General features: G+C 66.8%; 13 protein-coding genes. 8 read left to right on the top strand and 5 right to left on the bottom strand.

Translation table 11 applies throughout. The annotated features are described in order from the left end of the window. The first annotated feature begins 18 nt into the window (after positions 1–18). Positions 19–1,446 (top strand): DUF1501 domain-containing protein, encoded by a 1,428-nt coding sequence (locus VT03_RS21350; protein ID WP_075094867.1) that lies wholly within the window; start codon positions 19–21, stop codon positions 1,444–1,446. 237 nt (positions 1,447–1,683) lie between these two features. Here the strand turns inward: VT03_RS21350 and VT03_RS21345 are convergent, their stop codons facing one another. Beyond that, the gene (locus VT03_RS21345; protein ID WP_075094866.1) at positions 1,684–2,235 is read right to left on the bottom strand and encodes a hypothetical protein; all 552 of its coding nucleotides are present in this window, start codon (positions 2,233–2,235) and stop codon (positions 1,684–1,686) included. Between the two features lie 171 nt (positions 2,236–2,406). On the opposite strand from VT03_RS21345, the gene VT03_RS21340 reads away from it, so the two are divergent. Beyond that, on the top strand, positions 2,407–2,886 hold the full coding sequence (locus VT03_RS21340) for a hypothetical protein (RefSeq protein WP_075094865.1): 480 nt from the start codon (positions 2,407–2,409) through the stop codon (positions 2,884–2,886). Continuing rightward, complete coding sequence (locus tag VT03_RS21335) at positions 2,883–3,725, top strand: SDR family NAD(P)-dependent oxidoreductase (RefSeq protein WP_075094864.1); 843 nt, start codon at positions 2,883–2,885, stop codon at positions 3,723–3,725. Before VT03_RS21340 ends, VT03_RS21335 begins: the two co-directional genes overlap by 4 nt. On the opposite strand, the gene VT03_RS21330 is transcribed toward VT03_RS21335, so the two are convergent. Continuing rightward, on the bottom strand, positions 3,695–5,011 hold the full coding sequence (locus tag VT03_RS21330) for an NTP/NDP exchange transporter (protein WP_075094863.1): 1,317 nt from the start codon (positions 5,009–5,011) through the stop codon (positions 3,695–3,697). The genes VT03_RS21335 and VT03_RS21330 overlap by 31 nt on opposite strands. A 236-nt stretch (positions 5,012–5,247) precedes the next feature. Between VT03_RS21330 and VT03_RS21325 the strand changes: the two genes are divergently transcribed. Next, a complete protein-coding gene (locus tag VT03_RS21325; protein WP_075094862.1) occupies positions 5,248–6,192 on the top strand; it encodes an SMP-30/gluconolactonase/LRE family protein in 945 nt (314 codons plus the stop codon). A gap of 71 nt (positions 6,193–6,263) precedes the next feature. After that, on the top strand, positions 6,264–7,046 hold the full coding sequence (locus tag VT03_RS21320; RefSeq protein ID WP_082846408.1) for a DUF1080 domain-containing protein: 783 nt from the start codon (positions 6,264–6,266) through the stop codon (positions 7,044–7,046). A 19-nt stretch (positions 7,047–7,065) separates the two neighbouring features. Here VT03_RS21320 and VT03_RS21315 read toward each other — a convergent pair whose 3' ends face one another. After that, the gene (locus VT03_RS21315; protein ID WP_075094861.1) at positions 7,066–8,679 is read right to left on the bottom strand and encodes an amidohydrolase family protein; all 1,614 of its coding nucleotides are present in this window, start codon (positions 8,677–8,679) and stop codon (positions 7,066–7,068) included. 433 nt (positions 8,680–9,112) lie between these two features. On the opposite strand from VT03_RS21315, the gene VT03_RS21310 reads away from it, so the two are divergent. Continuing rightward, positions 9,113–10,525, top strand: a complete 1,413-nt coding sequence (locus VT03_RS21310) for a DJ-1/PfpI family protein (protein ID WP_075097222.1) — start codon at positions 9,113–9,115, stop codon at positions 10,523–10,525. Between the two features lie 276 nt (positions 10,526–10,801). Here the strand turns inward: VT03_RS21310 and VT03_RS21305 are convergent, their stop codons facing one another. After that, positions 10,802–12,343: a hypothetical protein gene (locus VT03_RS21305; RefSeq protein WP_075094860.1), complete on the bottom strand. Its 1,542-nt coding sequence runs from the start codon at positions 12,341–12,343 to the stop codon at positions 10,802–10,804. Between the two features lie 557 nt (positions 12,344–12,900). Here VT03_RS21305 and VT03_RS21300 point away from each other — a divergent pair. Beyond that, entirely contained in the window at positions 12,901–13,881 is a 981-nt protein-coding gene (locus VT03_RS21300) for an LD-carboxypeptidase (protein ID WP_075094859.1), read from the top strand. Between the two features lie 224 nt (positions 13,882–14,105). Continuing rightward, entirely contained in the window at positions 14,106–15,608 is a 1,503-nt protein-coding gene (locus VT03_RS21295; protein WP_075094858.1) for a PrsW family glutamic-type intramembrane protease, read from the top strand. A gap of 601 nt (positions 15,609–16,209) precedes the next feature. Here VT03_RS21295 and VT03_RS21290 read toward each other — a convergent pair. After that, positions 16,210–17,982, bottom strand: coding sequence for a hypothetical protein (locus tag VT03_RS21290; RefSeq protein ID WP_075094857.1), 1,773 nt, complete (start codon positions 17,980–17,982; stop codon positions 16,210–16,212). Between the last annotated feature and the right edge of the window lie 45 nt (positions 17,983–18,027).

Raw genomic sequence — 18,027 nt, 5'->3', positions numbered from 1 at the left:
GAACGAACAGGAACCCCCATGACCGGAACGACTCGGCGCGAATGCCTGCAGTGGCTCGGCGGCGGCTTTGGCAGCCTGGCCCTGGCGTCGCTGCTGCATGAGACGCAGGCCGCCGGCCACCCGCCGGGGGCGGGGGCCAGGCCGACGCATCATCCCGCCCGGGCCCGGGCGGTGATCCAGATCTTCTGCCCCGGCGGGCTTTCGCACGTCGACACCTGGGACTACCGGCCCGAACTGGCGGCTCGGCAAGGCCGACCGTTCGACCCCGATGGCAAGGTCCAGTTCTTCGCGTCCAAGCCGGGGAACTGCCAGGGGAGCTACTGGCCCTTCCGGCAGCACGGCGAGTGCGGCCGCTGGATGAGCGACCTGTTTCCCAGGCTCGCCCAATGCGTGGACGACATGGCGTTCATTCACTCCATGCAGAGCAAAAGCGCGCTGCACGGTCCGGCGATGTTCATGGCGAACAGCGGCTTCATCCTTCCCGGCTTCCCCAGCATGGGGGCCTGGGTCACCTACGGTCTCGGCTGTGAAAGCGAGGATCTGCCGGCCTACGTGGTTCTGCCCGACCCGCGGGGCCTCCCCCCGGGGGGCGTGATCAACTGGGGGGCAGGCTTCCTGCCCGCCATGCATCAGGGGACGACGCTCCAGACCGACCCGGAGAAGCCGCCGATCAACGATCTCTTTCCGGCGAGCGACTTCGGCCATCTCCGCGGAGCCGGCGAGCAGAAGAGCCTCACCTTTCTCGACAAGCTGAACCGAGCTCACTCCGTCGAGCGAGCGGGCAACAGCGAGCTCGAAGCCCGCATCGCCGCCTACGAGCTCGCCGCCCGTCTTCAGCTCAGCGCTCCCGAGGCCACCGACCTCCGCGGCGAAACCGAAGTCACACGGCGGCTCTACAGCCTCGACCATGAGGAGATCGGCCCGTTCGGCCGCCAGTGCCTGCTGGCCCGACGGCTGGTCGAGCGGGGCGTGCGGTTTGTCCAGATCTACTGTGGCGCGGAGAACACGACCGCCAGGAAGATCCGGCCGAACTGGGACAGCCATGAGGACCTGGTCCGCGACCACGGTTACTGGGGGCCGATCTTGGATGGCGGCGCTTCGGCGCTGCTCACCGATCTCAAGTCCCGCGGACTGCTCGACAGCACGCTCGTGATCTGTACCACGGAGTTCGGCCGCCAGCCCGCCGCGCAGGGCCAGGGACGCGACCACAATCCCGGAGCGTTCACGGCCTGGATGGCGGGAGGCGGAGTCCGCGGAGGGACCGCCTACGGAGAGACCGACGAACTCGGCTTCAAAGCGGTCGTCTCGCCCACCTACTGTTACGACCTGCACGCGACAGCACTTCACCTGCTGGGACTGAACCACGAGCAGCTCACCTTCTACAACAACGGCATCAATCGCCGTCTGACGGACGTCCACGGCTCCGTCATCCGTGAGATTCTCTGACTGGCGAGCGCTGCCGAATCCCGCCGCGGGAGACCGGTCGCCCGGATCGAGCCAAGGTTCACCGGGCGTCAGCGGTGTCGTGCCCTGAGTCCATACGGTCAGCCCTCGCGGTTCTGAAGAACACGTTGGTGGACGGTTCTCTCGACGGGAGCGACCGAAGCCGGGGTCGCTTCCACGAAACGAATACGCCGCAGGTCCGATCGAACCTGCGGCGCGAAGATGGAAGCGGTCGCCTTCTCAGTTCAGGATGCTGCTCGTCTCTTTGACAAGCTTGGCGACGGTCGCCTGGTCCAGCTTCCCCTGCTTGTAGGTCTCGTTGACCTTCAGCTCGCCCTTGACCCACATCATGACCGTGATGTCGGCGTCCTTGGCGATCTTGTAGTCGTCCGGACCGGTCTGGCCATCAAAGGTGGTCAGCGGCGTGTGCTTGATGCCGGCCTTGTCCGCGGCGGCCTTCAGGGTCTCGGCCGACTTCTCCGGATTGTCCGAGAGGAGGACGACGAAGGCCGCCATGCTCTTGTCCTGATTCTTGCCGACGACGCCGTCCACTTCCTTCACCAGGGAGGTCACCTGGTCGTCGACGTTGCGGGAGAAGATCGTGACGACCGGACGGTTGCCGTACTTGCAGCGGTAGCAGAGCTTCTTGCCTGCTTCCGGTCCCGTGACGTCGGTCACGTAGAACGCATTCACTTTCGAACCGACGGCGAGGCACTCTTCCTTGTCGGCCGCCTGAGCGAAGAACGAGGTGGACACCACGGCCGCCACGGCCAATGCAATCAGCTTCTTCATTCGATGCTCTCCCGAATTCGGACCCGGTGGAAACGCCCAGGCTCGACGGCATCTGGGCCACACATTCAAATTGCAGTTTGACTGTTTCCGCCTCGCGAGTGACGCATCGTTGTCGTTTCCCCGCGTCCTCCTACTCTGGTGTCGGAACGCTCCTCCTTCCGGAATTCGACCATGACGAACGCCAGGTCACTGCTGCTGACCACCGCTGCCATCGGGATCTGTCTGTTCCTCCCCGCGGGGCCGGCTCTCCCCCAGGGGGACGGCGACGTGGAGGCAAAGTTCGTCGCCATGCTGAAGAACGCCACCCTCAAGGGGACCTGGGCGCCGGTTCAACAGGGACGTCTGGGGGACGAGCGGAATGACCGCGGCTACCGCATTGCCCGGGTCGAGAAGGGCGAAGGGGGCCGGTGGACGATCGTCTCCGTCTTCAGCGTCCGTGATCGCCAGCTCGAGTTTCCGATCTCCGCCTCGGTCAAGTTCGCCGGAGACACGGCGGTCCTGATCCTGGACGATGTGAAGGCGGGGCCGGGCAAGGCGAACTGGTCGGCCCGGATCCTGTTCCATGACGACGTCTACACCGGGCGGTGGTGGGAGACGTCCAACAAAGAGCACGGCGGCACCATCGCCGGAACCATTGAGAGGTCGGAGTGACGTTTTCGTATCGCGGCAAGGTGGCGCTGATTACGGGGGCCTCGGCCGGGATCGGGGCCGGGTTCGCGCGCGAGCTCGCGGCCCGCGGCATGACGCTGATCCTGGTGGCCCGCAACGAGGCGGCGCTCGACGCGCTCGCCGCGGAATTGAAGTCGACGTGCGGCGTCCCGGTCCACGTCATCCCGGCGGACCTGAGCCGTGAGGCGGCCGCGGCCGAGGTCACGGCCGCCGTAGCGGAACGGGGGCTCGCGGTCGACCTGCTGGTCAACAACGCCGGCGTCATGACGTACGGCGCCTTCGAGACGATCGATCCGGCGCGGGATCACGCGGAGGTGATGATCAACATCACGGCCCTCGTCGGCCTGACCCACGCCTTCCTGCCGGGAATGCTGGAGCGGCGGTTCGGGGGCGTGATCAACGTCGCCTCGATCGCGGGCTTCCAGCCGATTCCGTACCTCGCGGTCTATGCCGCGACGAAGGCGTTCGTCATCTCGTTTTCGGTCGCCCTGTGGGAGGAGTGCCGGGACCGCAACGTCTGCGTCCTCGGCCTTTGCCCGGGGACGACGACGACCGAGCTGTTCGACCGCGGCGAGGCAAAAGAAGCGGCGGTCGGTTCCCCGCGGACGGTTTCCCAGGTCGTCGCAACCGCCCTGAATGGTCTCGACCGCAAGAGCAGCCTCGTCGTCGACGGCCTGAAGAACCGGCTCCTGTCGCACGGCCCGCGGCTGATCCCGCGGTGGTTCGCCGCACGCTGCGCCGGACAGGCGGTCCGCCCGAAACGGAGTCCCGCGGCGGCGGAGTCGGCGCGTCAGGCTCGTGACGGAGGGGCACCCGGCTGACCGCCAGTGTCGGAATTCGCCGAGGGGTCAGCGACGGCGTTTGACGCGCGGCGGTCGTAGCGGCGTCCCGTCGACCAGCTCAAGAGAAGCCAAGCCATCGTCACCGGCAGGGCGACGATCCAGATTGCGTTTCCCCCCAGCGAGCGGACGGCGGTGGTGAGCCAGATGCTCGCCGCGTCGTTGGTCCGGTAGACCGCGGTATCGATGAAGTTCTTGGCCTTGTAGCGGTTCTCGGCGTCGACCGTGGTGAACAGGACCTCGCGGCTCGGTTTGGAGAGGGCGAACTCCCCGGCGCGGTGCAGCACCTGGACGACGGCAAAGAGGCCGGCGGTGGGGGCAACTCCGACGCCGACCAGACCGAGCAGCATCACCGCGGGGACGAGGCCGAGGCACCACCCCAGTCGCCAGGACCGCAGCAGAAAGCGAGTGGCGAGCAACTGCAACGCGAGCGACAGCAGATTGACGCTCAGGTCGATCCGGGCGAAGTAAGCGGTCCGCGCGCCGGCGTCCGCGTAGGCCTTGCCCACGATGCCGGTCATCTCCTGGTACAGGACGGTCGAGATCGAGGAGTAACAGATCACCAGCCCGGCCAGGGCGGCCAGGAGCGGATCGCGAAACGTCTGGGCGATCCCGGCCAGGACCGAGCCTCCGATCGGGCGCTGGGAGGGGGCGGCCGAAACATCGGAAGGGGGGCGCAGAAACAGCAGGCTCCCGCCGGCGAAGAGGAGCAGTCCCATGGAGACGAGCAGCAGGCTGGCGGTGCTGATCCGCTCCGCGAGCAGGGTGGTGAGGGCCGGTCCCGTCACGGCGCCGGCGGTCCCTCCGGCGGTGATGTAGCCGTAGCAGCGCCGGGCCTGCTCCGTCGTGAAGGCATCGCCGACGCGGCTCCAGAAGAGCGAGGTCACCAGCAGGTTGAAGAGGCTCAGCCAGATGAAGAACGCGGCGGCGGAGACGGTCGTCGGACCGGCCCGGAAGACGACGTAAAAGCCCGCGAGGCAGGCGATCATCGGACCGTAGACCGCCGGGATCAGCCAGTCGCGGGGGACGCGCCGGACGAGCCATCCAAAGAGCGGGACGACCGCCAGCGTCGCCACGAACGTTCCGGTGAAGAGCCACGGTACGCGATCGGGGCCGGCCAGGACCGCCATGGTCTCCCGCACCGGCCGGAGGACATAGTAGCTGCAGAGCAGAAGGAAGAAGGTGGCCGCGGCCAACGCGGTACAGTGCTGCTCTCCCGTCCGGGAGACCGATGTCTCCATCGCCGCTTCCGCGGAATCCGGCAACATCTCCCCTCCTTTCGTGGCAGCCGTTTCGATGGCCGACTGACTTCCCGATCCGCGACATTCAAGCGAATATTTGACAGACCGGGAAACACCGGTTTTCCTTCGAGGCGGTCGCACCGAGTATCGCGGGTCTGGGCGGGGCAAGGATACCGACTCCGCCACCTGCCGGGTCTGGATCCGGGTCCGAGTTCGAGTTCGGGGCCGCCGCCGAGTCATCGACGTCTTACGAAAGCGCACACATGAAGACTCTCGCCCTGACGTTCGCCTGGACACTGCCGCTGCTGGGAGGGATCGCGACCGCCCAGACTCCCGCGCCCGCCGCGAAGAAGGAGTTTCAGGCCGGGCCGGCGCTCGGCGCCGTCAACGAGGCGGGGAAGTTCGTTCCGCTGACGGGCAACATCAAGGTCTACGGGAGTTTCCGGTTCGCCGAGAGCTGCACCTACGATTCCGAGCGGAACCTGATCGTCGTCATGAACGCCGGCATTCCGCAGATGCAGGAAGAGAACGACGGGTATGTCTCGCTGCTGAACCCCGACGGCACGGTCCACACGGCGAAGTGGATCGGCGCCACGCGCGACGGACTGACGCTGAATCATCCGCTGGGGAGCGCGATTCAGGGGGGCGTCCTGTATTCGGCGGATGTCGAGACCGTCCGCACGTTCGACCTGGCGACCGGCAAACCGGGACGGGCCTATCCGGTGGCGGGAGCGACGTTCCTCAACGGGATCGGCGTGACGAAGGACGGAATAATCTTTGTCTCCAACACCCGACCGGAGAGCCGCGTCTACAAGATCACCAGCGAGGGGGAGGTCTCGACGTTCGTCGAAGGGAAGCCGCTCATGAGTCCGAACGGCGTGGCGATCGATCCGGACGGGAACGTTGTGGTCGTCAACGTGGGGGACAATTCGGTCCTGACGTTCGACCCCGAGAGCGGCAAGCTGCTTCGGACCGAGCATGCCGTCGAGAGCGGCAACGACGGTCTCGTCATCCTGCCGGACGGGACGAAGTACGTCAGCAGCGTGCGATTCGGCAGCGTGTCGCGGATCCGTCCCGGCCAGCCGGCCACGATCATCGCGGCCGGGATTCCGAGTGCCGCCTCGATGGGCTATGACCCGAAGCAGAAGCAGCTCATCATCCCGATGAACAACAACAATGCCGTGGCCTTCCTGCCGCTCGCCGATTGACGCGTCTGGAAACCGCGGAACCGGTCGTGCCGGAAGTGTCCCGTCTCTGAAAGCAGATTGTGAGGTCAAGCATGAGATTCCCGGCTTCCATTGTGGCGGTCCTGACCCTGTCTCTGTGCGTCCACGCCTTCGGTGCCGAGCCGGCCGCGGTACCGGAGGGATTTGCGGCAATCTTCAACGGCAAGGACCTGACGGGCTGGGAAGGGAACCCGGCTTACTGGAGCGTCAAAGACGGCTGCCTGACCGGCATCACCGACGGCTCGCTGAAGCACAACCGGTTCATCATCTGGCGAGGCGGCACGCTCAAGAACTTCGAACTGCGGGTGAAGGTCAAGGTCACCACCGGAGGGAACAGCGGGCTCAACTACCGGAGCCAGGCCCGGCCGGACCTGGGGGAGGAAGTCGTCACGGGGTATCAGTGCGATGTCGTTCCCGGCCGCAAGGACTACAACGGGATGCTCTACGAGGAACGCGGACGCCGGATCCTGGCCCACACCGGCGAGAAGGTGATCATCGATGGCGAAGGCCAGCCCTGGGTGGTGGGCGAACTGCCCCTCAAGGAGTTCCCGGCGAACGAGTGGCATGACTACCGCGTCCTCGTCCAGGGGAATCATCACCAGCACTGGATCGACGACCACCCGACGGTCGACGTCACGGACCTGGATGCGAAGCACCGGGCCCTGGAAGGGATTCTGGGAGTGCAGGTCCACGTGGGGCCGGCGATGGAGATCCAGTACCGCGACTTCTTCCTGAAGGCGCTGCCGGACGACCTGCCGCTCGTCAGTCCGGATCAGGCCGCGATTCCGGCCTCGGCGGTCAAGGTCGTCCCGCAGGGAAAGGACCGGCCGAAGTGATCGGAGGCCCGGCGGCGATTCAGCGGAGCCAACGGAATCGTTGTCGGAGCAGCCAGCGCACGGGACGCGTGAGCCGCTCCCGCAGCAGACCGTCGGTGATCTTGCCGAAGACGCCAGCCAGCGTCGGGTAGGCCAGGCCCGCCGCGCCGAGCGTTGAGACCTTGGCCTTCGTCCGGAGCAGGAGGCCGAGCGCCGGAAGGAGGGCGGTCGCCTGGTCGCAGATCAGCATCGCCCCGAGCAGCCGCTCCGAGCGGGCGTCAAGCACCAGCTTGAGGACTCCGTCCGCCGCGCCGTCGATGACCGCGCGATCCACGACGGCCAGCGGCTGCGTGACCACGCGGCATCGCCGACCAAGCGCGGCGGCCTCCCCTTCGGTCAGGCCGATCTGGGCGATCTCAGGGGACGTGTAAACGCCCGCGGCAATCGTTCCACGGTCCGGCAGCTTCAACAGGTCGGCGGTGCGTCCGGTCGCGATGGCGAGGGCCTGCGCGGGCGTCAGCCCCGCCTCGACCATCAGCTCGAGCTCGCGATGCTCGGCGAACCCCGGGATCCGGAGCGGCATCGCCCCCGAGTCCGTCCCGAAACCGATCTGGACACCGGACTCGAACAGGATCGCCAGGTTCCGCTGGTTCATCTTGAGCGCCTCGCGGGAGTTCTTGAGGCCGGGAGCGGCGAGGGTCTTCTCACGCCACGCCGGATCGTCGAACTGCTTCTGGAGCGCGGGCTGAACGGAGTGGCGGAAGAACGGCTCGTCCATCCAGGCCGGTCGGTCGGCATAGACAAAGGAGGCGTCGTCCAGCGCGAGCGTCGCCACGTACCACACGGACTTCGCCTTCATCAGGTCGATCAGCGCCCGGTCGACCGGCTGGTCCCGCACGCCGTGGGCAATGATGTCGACCCCCGCCTCAACCAGCCCCCTGGCGTCCTGAAGATTGAACAGGTGAGCGGAGACCCGCAGGCCGAGCCGGTGCGCTTCGTCGATGACCGCCGAGTAGACCTCGCAGGTCATCTTGGGCATGGTGCCCCGCGAATCGTCGACCCACATCTTGATCAGGTCCGTCCCGCGGTCCTTCGCCTGCCGGACAACAGCCCGGGCCTCGTCCACCGACTGCGGGCGGTCGACGGAATCGGCCGCGGACGGAAGAACCTGTGCGGACGGCGCCCCGTTCCGGACTCCAATCCCGCGGTCCGCGCCGAACAGGTCCGCGCCGGGGATTGTCCCGGCATGCGCCTCGCGCCGGATCCCGTAGAACGGCTCCTGGTTGGTCCCCAGGGCGACGATCGTGGTGACGCCGTAGACCTCGTACTGCCGAAGCTGCCGCAGAACGTTCTCGCGGTTGTAGTTCTCCGGAACGCGGGAGACGCCATCGACCTGCCCGACATGGGAATGGGCCGAGATCAGCCCCGGAACGACAAACGTCCCGCGGCCGTCGACGGACTTCGCCTCCGGAAGCGGCGACGTTCCGGTCGGCTCGACCCGGTCGATGACTGTGCCGCGGATCACAATGTCGACATGATCGCGCGAAGGAGCCCCCGTCCCGTCGAAGAGCCGGACATCGCGGAGCACGACGACCTCCTGAGCCATCGACGTCAGCGGCGCCAGGACCAGCAGCAGAGCGCCGACCCATCGCATCCGACAGCCAGGAGAACACGCAACGGACGACATCATCGTTTGGGACCTGTCGGGGAGGAATGTCGGGCCGTCGACGCCTTTCCATACGTTGCCAGATCGCCCCGCTTCCAGGCGGAACGCCGTGGCACGTGGACCTCGTCCGGGGGCACGATCATCAAACTGCAGTTTGAATGTCTAGTGAATCGAACCTCGATCATCAACCAGTGTCGATGGATTGGTCGGCGCCGGGAAGGATCGGGGCGGAGTCCCTGGTGCTCGGCGCAGGTGCATCAAGGGGGATTCCGCAACTTCCTGTTGATTACCTGCAGTGGCATCGGCTTCGTGCGGATCCGGTCGAAGGAGGAATGGCGGCGGAATTCTCTTGCAGTGCCGCCCGCGTCCGCCTGCAATGGGGAGCGCTGAGGGTCGTTTCGTCCGCATCGAGGGTCGTCCGATGTCGTTCCGCTTTCCACTGGTCGCCCTGATCGCCTGCCTGGCCGCATCGGCGTCCCTCCCCGCTGCCGAGACCGCCTGGCAGAACCTCCTGGAGCAGGCGGACCTGGACCGGGCGGTCGGGACGTGGTCTCGCAAAGAGGGGATGCTGCAGACCGCGGCTTCTCCAGGGGCCCGGGTTCCGCTCCAGGTGCAGCCGGCGCGGGAGTACGACTACCGCGTCACCTTCACCCGGACCAGCGGCGTGCATTCCATCGCCCTGATGTTCGTCGTCAACGGCCACCCGACGGTGTGCGACATCGACGCCTGGGGACAGCATCTGGCCGGAATCCAGCGTGTCAGCGGCCGGACGCTGCGCGAGCGCGCGACGCCTCCCCAGCGGGTCACGCTCAAGAACGGAGAGAAGTCGACGGTCCTGATCGAGGTCCGCCGCGACGAGGTCCGGGTCCTGCTCGACGGCAAGGCGATCGACACCGTCCGGGGAGACGGAACGGCGCTGTCGATCGTCGACGAATGGCGGCTTCCGACCGAAACGCTCGGCATCGGTTCCTGGGATTCGGCCGCCACGTTCCACGCCGTCGAGTATCGTCCGGTCGGAGAGCCGGCCGTGGCCGCGACTCCGGTTCGTCCGGCGACGACGCCTCCGTCCGGTACCCCGTCCTCCACCCCGGCGGGTCGCGACCGTCCCTCTCCGGCATCGCCAGCGCGCCCCGCTCCTGCACAGGCGGGCGGGGACAAACCGCGTGTCCTGATCGTGATCGCCAACCAGGACTTTTTCTACCGGGAGTATGCGGACCCGCGGCGGGAGCTGGAACAGGCCGGTTTCCAGGTCGAGGTCGCCGCGGCCCGCCAAGGGGCCTGCCGCCCCCATCCCAATTCCGGGCAGGGAAACGACGGAGGCACCGTTCAGGCGGACCACGCGCTGGCGGACGTGAAGCCGGAGCGCTACGCCGCCATCCTCTTTGCCGGAGGGTGGGGCGCGTCTCAGTACCAGTACGCATTCCGCGGGCGCTATCGCAACGGCGGATACAACGGCTCGCCGGAACTCCGCAACCGGGCCAACGAGCTCATCAACGCCTTCGTAAAAGAGGATAAGTACGTGGCCGGCCTGTGCCACGGCGTCTCCGTTCTGGCCTGGTCCCGCGTCAACGGCAAGAGCCTCCTCGACGGCCGGGCGGTCTGCGCGGCAACTCTCCCATCCCCCGACGGACAGCACCCCGGCGCGTCCGGGGTTCCGGCCTCCCGCTGGCATGCCGAGACCAACGGTGCCCGGCTGCATCCAGGGAACTCCGTCGGCAATCCGAACACGTCAACGGACGACATCGCGGTCGACGGAAAGGTCGTCACCGGCCAGGACGACCAATCGGCCCGCGAACTCGGCCGGACTCTGGCCACGCTTCTTCGGGCCAGGTGAGCTTCAGTTCGTCCCCGTGCGGACCGCCCAAGCCTCGGTCATCCGGACTTCGTCTCCGCGGCAGGTCCCTGATCCAGTGATGAGTTCGCAGTCGCTCGCCGCTTTCGTCGGTTCTGGGGGGTCGGGCCGTGGTCCATCCAGAACCGGACAACGCGCCCCTGCCCGGGTCCCAACCACAGGCAGATCTCACGACGTGACGAAATTCTTGAAATCCGCACGCCGTTGGCGGTGGCCGAGTTCGCACGGCGAGCCCGGACAACAGGCGACCGGACGCGATCAGAGACGCTTGAGCATGTCGGCGACCTTGGCCTCGAAGAGGGCCTGCCATTCGGGGGCGAGGATGCAGTCGCTGTCTTCCTGGGCTCCGCCCACGTTCTTCAGCTGCTCCGCCGTGGGGGCGTAGTAGATGTAGCCGTTCGTGTAGCCCGCCACGAAGGTCCGGGGGTGCGGCGAGGTCTTCTTGATGCCGAGACCGATGCGGACCGTCAGTTCGCCGGGGAAGGTGACCAGGACCGCTTCGCCGATCCGGACGGCCATCACCTCGACATCGATCGTCCGCTTGCCGGAGGCGATCAGGCTGGCCTGGTGCTTTCTCAGGAGGGCGAGGTTCGTCTGGACGCGGGTCAGCTTCTCCATGGTGAGGATGTTCTGGAGGTACGCCTGGAGGTTGCGGCGGTTCTCTTCGTCGAGCTTCGCGAAGTCGCCGCGGCCAAGGGTCGCGTCGTGGAGATAGCGGTGGGATGCGTACGACGGAAACTCTTCGGCGAGGTTGTATTTGACCGCCAGCGGGAGGAAGGTCTTGAGGTTGAGGCTGGTCCCCTTGAGCGACTGGAGGAGTTGCCGCAGTTCCGCTTCCTGGGCGGCGATCCGTTCCTCCTGATCGGCCCGCGGGAGGGTGAGGGTTTCGCTGAGGACCGTCAGGCGGGGATCCGGCTTTGCTTCGATGGTCCGCAGGCCTTTGAGGGTGCTGAGGCCGAGCATGTTGCCGAGCGGTTCGGCGTGGCGGGGGTGGTCGACCGCTTTGTAGTCGACGGGGTTGATGTCGCCGCCGCAGCCCTGGAGGAAGAGGGCGATGGGGCCGGGGCCGTCTTTGCCTTCATTGAGGTTGTCCTCAATCACCCGCGAGGAGAAGCCCGTGATGTCCGCGGTGTTGGCGGCGCCGGGGACGCCCATGATGGGGTGGCAGGCGAAGTTGTAGAGGACGGCAACGGTGCGGCCGTCTTCGCCGTTGAGGCGGATGAGGCCGATCTGGGGATCGATGGGGCCGACTTCGGCGACCTCTTCGTCCGGGGGGAGGGCGTAGGCGTGGCGGACGTCGGCTTCGCGGCCGCTTTTGAGTTTGAGGCGGCGGTTTTCGGAGATGCGGTCTTCGTGGCCGGAGCCGACGCCGACCGTGACGGGGACGAGGTTCTTTGAGGCCTGGGTGATGGCCTGGATCGTGCGGTCGGCGACGTCGCGGCAGACGAGGCCGTGGCAGTGGCTGGCGTTGACGAGCAGGTTGTTCGGCGGGATGTGGAGTTCTTTTTCGAGGCGGCTGCGGACCGTGGGGAGGTAGTCGTTCTTGATGGGTCCGATTTCGCCGATGGCGACGGCGTCGACCGCGACGAGGACGAGGGTGGTTTCGCCGTGCTTGAGGACGAGGGCGCGGGCGAACATGGGGTCGTTGGCGGGACCGGCTTCGCGGTCGGTGATGTCGACTTTGGCGGCGCCAGCGAGGAGCGGGTCTTGGGCGTGGGCGGGCGCGGCGCTGAGGAGAGCGACGACCAGGAGTGTGAAGTGAGCCGCCACGCTGCGCCGCTGATCCGCGTTCTGTTTCATCCGATGTCCCTCAAGAGAGTGTCCCGAAGCGCGGCGGTCAGCGTAGTGGGCGGGCGGCGCAACTGCACCCGCACTGCGTCACCCGAACCGCGTCCTTGCCGGCACGGTGCCCATAGCTCAAACCCATTGTCCCACGGCAGCCTGGGGTCAAGGGGTTTCGACCCCTTGCCGCCGGAGGCACTTCCATGAGGAACCGTGGGACACGACGGATGTCCCCTTTTGGTCGCCAGAGTTGAGGACTCCTCCACACTACAACGATGGCGACGCAATCCCCGCGGGTTAGCGAGGGGGGCATCCGGCACGGCATCCGCGCTTGGACACGCGCTCCTTCAGACAGATCGATTCAGGCCAGGCCTCCGGCGGGCAAAGGGGCGTTGCCCCTCTGCACTCCCCACCAGGGGTACCCCCTGGACCCCGGTTCTTGAGTAAGCCGGTGGCGGGGATGGGGCCGTATGTCACAATGACTCCGGTCGCGCTTCATCCTCCACAGCGATGCCCTCATGCCCTCATTCTCGCGATTACTTCTTCCCGCCCTTCTCTTCCTCATTGCAGCCCCCTTGACCGCTCAAGACACCACCACTCTGGATTGGATCGCTCCCCCCGCCCTCCGCCGCGGCGACACCATCGCCTTCGTCGCTCCCGCCGGGCCCATCGACCTTAAGAAGGTCGAAACCTACGCCGCTCAACTCCAGCGCGAAGGCTTCCAAGTCAAACTCCCCCCCAACATCAACCGCCGCGACGACTACCTCGCCGGCTCCGACGATGAGCGGATTGATGAACTCAACGCCGCCATCCGCGACCCCGACGTCCAGGCCATCTTCCCCTGCCGCGGCGGCTACGGCGTCATGCGGACCCTCGACCGCGTCGACTACGCCGCCCTTCGCAAGCACCCCAAAATCCTCACCGGCTTCTCCGACATCACCGGCCTCCACATCGCCATCGCCCGCCACTGCCGACTCATCACCTTCCACTCCCCCATGCCGATGTACGAGCTCTACCGCACCGAGCCCGACTTCGAATACCAGACCCGCAGCTTCCGCCGCGTCCTCCTCGCCGACCGCTACCTCCCCGGCGCCATCGGCTTCGAAATCGACGCCCCTCCTCCCTCCGCCCCACGCCCCACAGCCCTCGTCCCCGGACGTGCGAAGGGCCGCATCTGGGGAGGCAACCTGACCCTCGTCTGCGGCACGCTGGGAACGCCTTACGCCCTTGAGCCCGATGGGGCGATCCTTGTTCTCGAAGACCTCGATGAGCCTCCCTACCGTGTTGATCGATACCTGGCTCAGCTCCGGCTTGCCGGCGTCTTTGACAAAGTGGCGGGGGTCATCATTGGCGACTTCCATGGGGCCAAGCCGGAAGAGAACGAGCCGATCCGCCGTGTCATTCGCGAGTACATGACAAAGCTCAAGGTCCCGGTGCTTGTCGACTTTCCTGTCGGGCATGTGCCTCTCAATGCCACTCTGCCGCATGGGGCGATGGCGGAACTCGATGCCACGCGGGGGACGCTGACCATTCTGGAAAACCCGGTTCGGCCGTAGGGCCGCGGGGGCGGATTGCGTCCTTCCGTTGGTCTTTCTCACTTCCCACTTTTCACTGTTCCCGCCTCCTGGCACTCCGCATCACTCTCGATCAGCAATGATGCGTGAAGAATGCGCGGTGCCGTTTGGGAGGAACGATGAAGAAACGCCGGGTGCGTTGACAGAGCCCGAGTCGCGGCTGCAGGATTCCGGCATAGCGAATCGTGGTGGCCAGGGCTTTGCCGATGTCTATTCGCGTTACATGCGACTCCTGTCGCACGACCCTCCGGGCCGAGGACCGTCACGCCGGAAAACGGGTCCGCTGCCCCAAGTGCCGCGAGCCGATCCTCGTTCCCGCCGCCGTCCCAGGCAGCGACGACGACGGGAGCGAAGACTTCTTCGGCGCGACCGAGAACGCGGCGTCGAGTGCCGCGACGAAGTCCGCCGTGTCGTCGCACGTCGATACGGACTTTGAAGTCCCCGAGCCGGCGAGCCGGAAGCGCGGGGACGCGCCCAAGGACCGCAAGGAGGACGGCGGCTGGCTCGATCTGCAGGACGAAGACCTCCGCGGCGAGTCGCTCCCCCGGGAGCGGCGGCTGGGGAGGGACGAAGGCGAGGACGGGGAGTCCACCGGCGATTCGGAGGACGACACCTCGGGATCGACGCGGGTCAAACCCCGCAAGAAGAAAACGAAGAAGCGGGCCCGGCTGGGAGACGAGGGAGACGAGAGCGGCGACGGAGCAGTCGGCTCGGGGTGGCGGCAGAACCTTTACTGGCTTCTGCTGCTGACGCTCATTCCGCTCTGCCTGCACTCCGCCATGGATGTCCGTCCTTTCGAGGAGCGGCTGGAAGAGAGTCTTGAGGGGCAGGAGGTCAACCTCGAGGCCCTCGCGGCCCAGTCCCGGTCGGTGCCGGACTTTCTGCATTCCCTGGCGATGCAGCTTCCCGACCACAAGGTCGCCGACGCGTTTCTGCCGGCCGATACCAAGCTGCACTGGGTGTTTGCCGGGTTGAGTGCGGCGGCGTTCTTCGGGCTGCTGATCGCGATGTGGCCGGGGGCGCGGGCCTCGCCGGGGCAGCTCCTGATCGCGGGGATCGTGACCGGAACGATCGGGATCATGATGCTGCTGAGCTTTCAGTGGATCGCGATGTCGACGAACGGAGTGATGGTCCGGGGGCGGGGGATCCTGGTCCTGCTGTTCTACATCGTGAAGTTCATCGGGTTCTCGTACCGCTGCGCCGTCGATCCGGAGATGGGGTTCGGGATGAGCTTCATGGGGTTCGTCTGCGGGGTCGGGTTGTGCGAGGAGGTGTGTAAGGCGCTGCCGATTGCGTTCTATCTGAACTCGGAGAAGACGTCGTGGCGGGGGGCGTGCCTCGTCGGCCTGGCGAGCGGGATCGGGTTTGGGATCTCGGAGGGGATCAGTTATTCGGTGGACTATTACAACGGGATTTCGGGCGGGTGGATTTATGTGGTCCGGTTCGTGTCGTGCGTGGGGTTGCACGCGTTGTGGGCGGGGGCGATCGGGATCCTGATGTATCACAACCAGGATTATGTGTCGGAGTTTTCGTTCGACAGTGTGTTTGGTTTTATCGCGCATTATCTGTTGATCGCGATGGTGCTGCATGGGGTGTATGACACGTTCCTGAAGAAGGAGATGGAGTTGTGGGCGTTGTTGACGGCGGGGGTGAGTTTCGGGTGGTTTGCGTTTATGGTGGCGCGAGCGAGATCGGCGGAAGCGGCATAAGAGCCGGGTCCAGGGGGACCCTGGTGAGGGGATGCAAGGGGGTCACACCCCCTTGCCCGCCGGAGGCCTGGCCGTCGAGAGATGTCTGAAGGAGTGAGTGTCCAAGCGCGGACAGCGTGCTGGATGCCCCCTCACCAACCCGCGTCGCTCACGGCCCGGCTGCCGAAAGGCCACGGCGTTCGGTGCCTTGAAACACAGAGGAAGCAGAGAAATCGAGCCACAGATAAACACAGATAAACACAGATAAGGGGCGGCAGCCCTCGCGGGGGCGTTGTTCGTTTGCGAGTTCGGCTCGATCTGCGACTTCACCTTGACCGAAAGTCCCGTCAGGGACGGCCGAGAATAGCCCACCACTTCAGTGGTGGGTGGGGCACGAGGCGGCGGCGCAGTCCCGTCAGGGACGAAAGAGAAGGTGGTTGCCGAGCGTCGTTTGTTCTTCCGTCCCTGACGGGACTCGATCGAGATGTCGTCTGGTGTCCCCCCGTTGAAACGGGGGCTATTTTCTGTCGTCCCTGACGGGACTATTTTTGCGAGACGGCGTCCGCGCGCTTGCCTCCATCTTATCTGTGTCCATCTGTGTTGATCTGTGGCCAACTCCCTCCTACGACGGATCCTCAATCCGGTCGAGCGAGGGGTCGAGGCCCAGGAGCTGGTAGGACTCGTTGAGCTTTCGGTCCGAGGCGTTCAGGCGGATCCGGGCTTCCGCGTGCTTGCTTTCGATCTCCCGCTGGGATTGTTCCAGCACTTTGACCCAGCTGGCTGAGCCTGCCCCGGCCAGATCCCGCCGGACGTCGGCCGCTTCCTCGCCGCGGCTGATGTCGAGGATCTCGTCCTCCAGGCTCACGAGGAACCGGGCGGAACCGGGGTCCCCCTGCCGGGCACAGCGGCCGATGAGCTGCCGGTCGATCCGCCGCGCGGTGTGGAACTCCGTCGCGATGACGTGCAGCCCCCCTGCCGCCAGGACCTGCGGCGAGAGCGGGATGTCGGTCCCCCGCCCCGCCATGTTGGTCGCGATCGTCACCGCCCCCGGATCGCCGGCCCGGGCCACGATCTCCGCCTCGCGGTCGGGATGCCGGGCGTTGAGCAGCTCGAACGCGATCCCCTCCGCGCGGAAGTGGGCGGCGAGCTCCTCGGAGGCCTGCACCGTCCGCGTTCCGACGAGCACCGACTGGCCCCCCTTGAGGGTCCGCTGCACGTCCGCGGCGACGGCGTTCCACTTCTCTTCCTGCGTCCGGGAGGCCACGGGGGGCAGGACCCGCCGCCGGACGGGGAGCCGTGGACGAAGCGGTTCGACCTTGAGGCCGTAGACCGAGGAGAACTCGCCGGCCCCTTCGCGGGCCGTGCCGGTCATGCCGCTGACGTGGCCGAAGCGGCCGACGAAGTCCTGCACCGTGATCCGGGCTTCCGTCCGGCCGTCGGGGGAGAGGACGAGGCTCTCGCGGGCTTCGATCGCCTGCTGGACGCCGGCGCTCCACCGCCGGCCTTCGCTGATCCGGCCCGTGTAGTCGTCGACGATCCGGACCTCGCCGTCGCGGACGAGGTACTGATGGTCGCAGTGGAAGTCTTCGTTGACCCGGACCGCCCGCTCGACGGCGTGCAGGATCTCGACGAGGTTCAGCGGGGCCATCTGACGCGGGACCGTGGCCGCGATGACGCGGTCGGTCCCCTGCGGCGTGAGAGCGACCGGGCCGCCGGGGACCTCGCGGATGTAGTCGGCGTTCCGCTCGAGCGTCGCGGCGAGCGTACAGGCCCAGCGGAAGCAGCTCTCCTGGGCGGGGGTCGGCGGGGCTCCGGCGGCGGAGATCAGGAACGGGGTCCGGGCTTCATCGATGAGGAGGCTGTCGCACTCGTCGAGGAGCAGCGCGACGTCCTCGGGATCGGGGAGGCCGAGGAGCTCGCGGCAGCCGCCGGTCGGAGCGGAGGAGCCCCCTCGGGCGGCTGCCTCGCGCTGGGCGAGACGCTCCTTGAGATGGTCGAAGGCGAACTCTCGCAGCGTGCCGTAGGTGATGTCGCAGGCGTACGCCTGGCGGCGTTCGGCGGGGGGCATCTGGGACCAGACGGCGCCGACCGACATCCCGAGCTCGGCGAAGACCGGCCGGAGAGCATCGGCGTCGCGGCGGGCGAGGTAGTCGTTGGCGGTCGCCAGCCAGGCGCGGGCGTGGAAGTCGGCCAGCGCGGCGAGCGGGAGGGCGCTCGTGAAGGTCTTCCCTTCGCCGGTCGCGAGTTCGACGACGACCGGCCGCGTGAGACGGGCCCCGGCCTGGAGCTGGACCCGATAGAGCTGAATCCCGAGCGCCTTCCGGAACGCGGCGTCCACCTCCCGCGTCCGTTCGCGGAGCAGCGACCGCGGCAGGGGGGTGGTTTTTTCGGGCATGGGGAGGAGGCTAGAGGCTGGTGGGCGGAGAGGGAATCGCCGGCG

It is taken from the genome of Planctomyces sp. SH-PL14, assembly GCF_001610835.1.
Taxonomy (GTDB): Bacteria; Planctomycetota; Planctomycetia; order Planctomycetales; family Planctomycetaceae; genus Planctomyces_A.
Note: the sequence above shows the minus strand (reverse complement) of the source record. Positions and strands in the feature narration are given on the sequence as shown.

Bases quoted from the DNA above. Each gene is read 5' to 3' on its own strand.
- VT03_RS21350 (WP_075094867.1), top strand. From the start codon at position 19: ATGACCGGAACGACTCGGCGCGAATGCCTGCAGTGGCTCGGCGGCGGC.
- VT03_RS21345 (WP_075094866.1), bottom strand. From the start codon at position 2,235: ATGAAGAAGCTGATTGCATTGGCCGTGGCGGCCGTGGTGTCCACCTCG.
- VT03_RS21340 (WP_075094865.1), top strand. From the start codon at position 2,407: ATGACGAACGCCAGGTCACTGCTGCTGACCACCGCTGCCATCGGGATC.
- VT03_RS21330 (WP_075094863.1), bottom strand. From the start codon at position 5,011: ATGTTGCCGGATTCCGCGGAAGCGGCGATGGAGACATCGGTCTCCCGG.
- VT03_RS21325 (WP_075094862.1), top strand. From the start codon at position 5,248: ATGAAGACTCTCGCCCTGACGTTCGCCTGGACACTGCCGCTGCTGGGA.
- VT03_RS21320 (WP_082846408.1), top strand. From the start codon at position 6,264: ATGAGATTCCCGGCTTCCATTGTGGCGGTCCTGACCCTGTCTCTGTGC.
- VT03_RS21315 (WP_075094861.1), bottom strand. From the start codon at position 8,679: ATGCGATGGGTCGGCGCTCTGCTGCTGGTCCTGGCGCCGCTGACGTCG.
- VT03_RS21310 (WP_075097222.1), top strand. From the start codon at position 9,113: ATGTCGTTCCGCTTTCCACTGGTCGCCCTGATCGCCTGCCTGGCCGCA.
- VT03_RS21305 (WP_075094860.1), bottom strand. From the start codon at position 12,343: ATGAAACAGAACGCGGATCAGCGGCGCAGCGTGGCGGCTCACTTCACA.
- VT03_RS21295 (WP_075094858.1), top strand. From the start codon at position 14,106: ATGTCTATTCGCGTTACATGCGACTCCTGTCGCACGACCCTCCGGGCC.
- VT03_RS21290 (WP_075094857.1), bottom strand. From the start codon at position 17,982: ATGCCCGAAAAAACCACCCCCCTGCCGCGGTCGCTGCTCCGCGAACGG.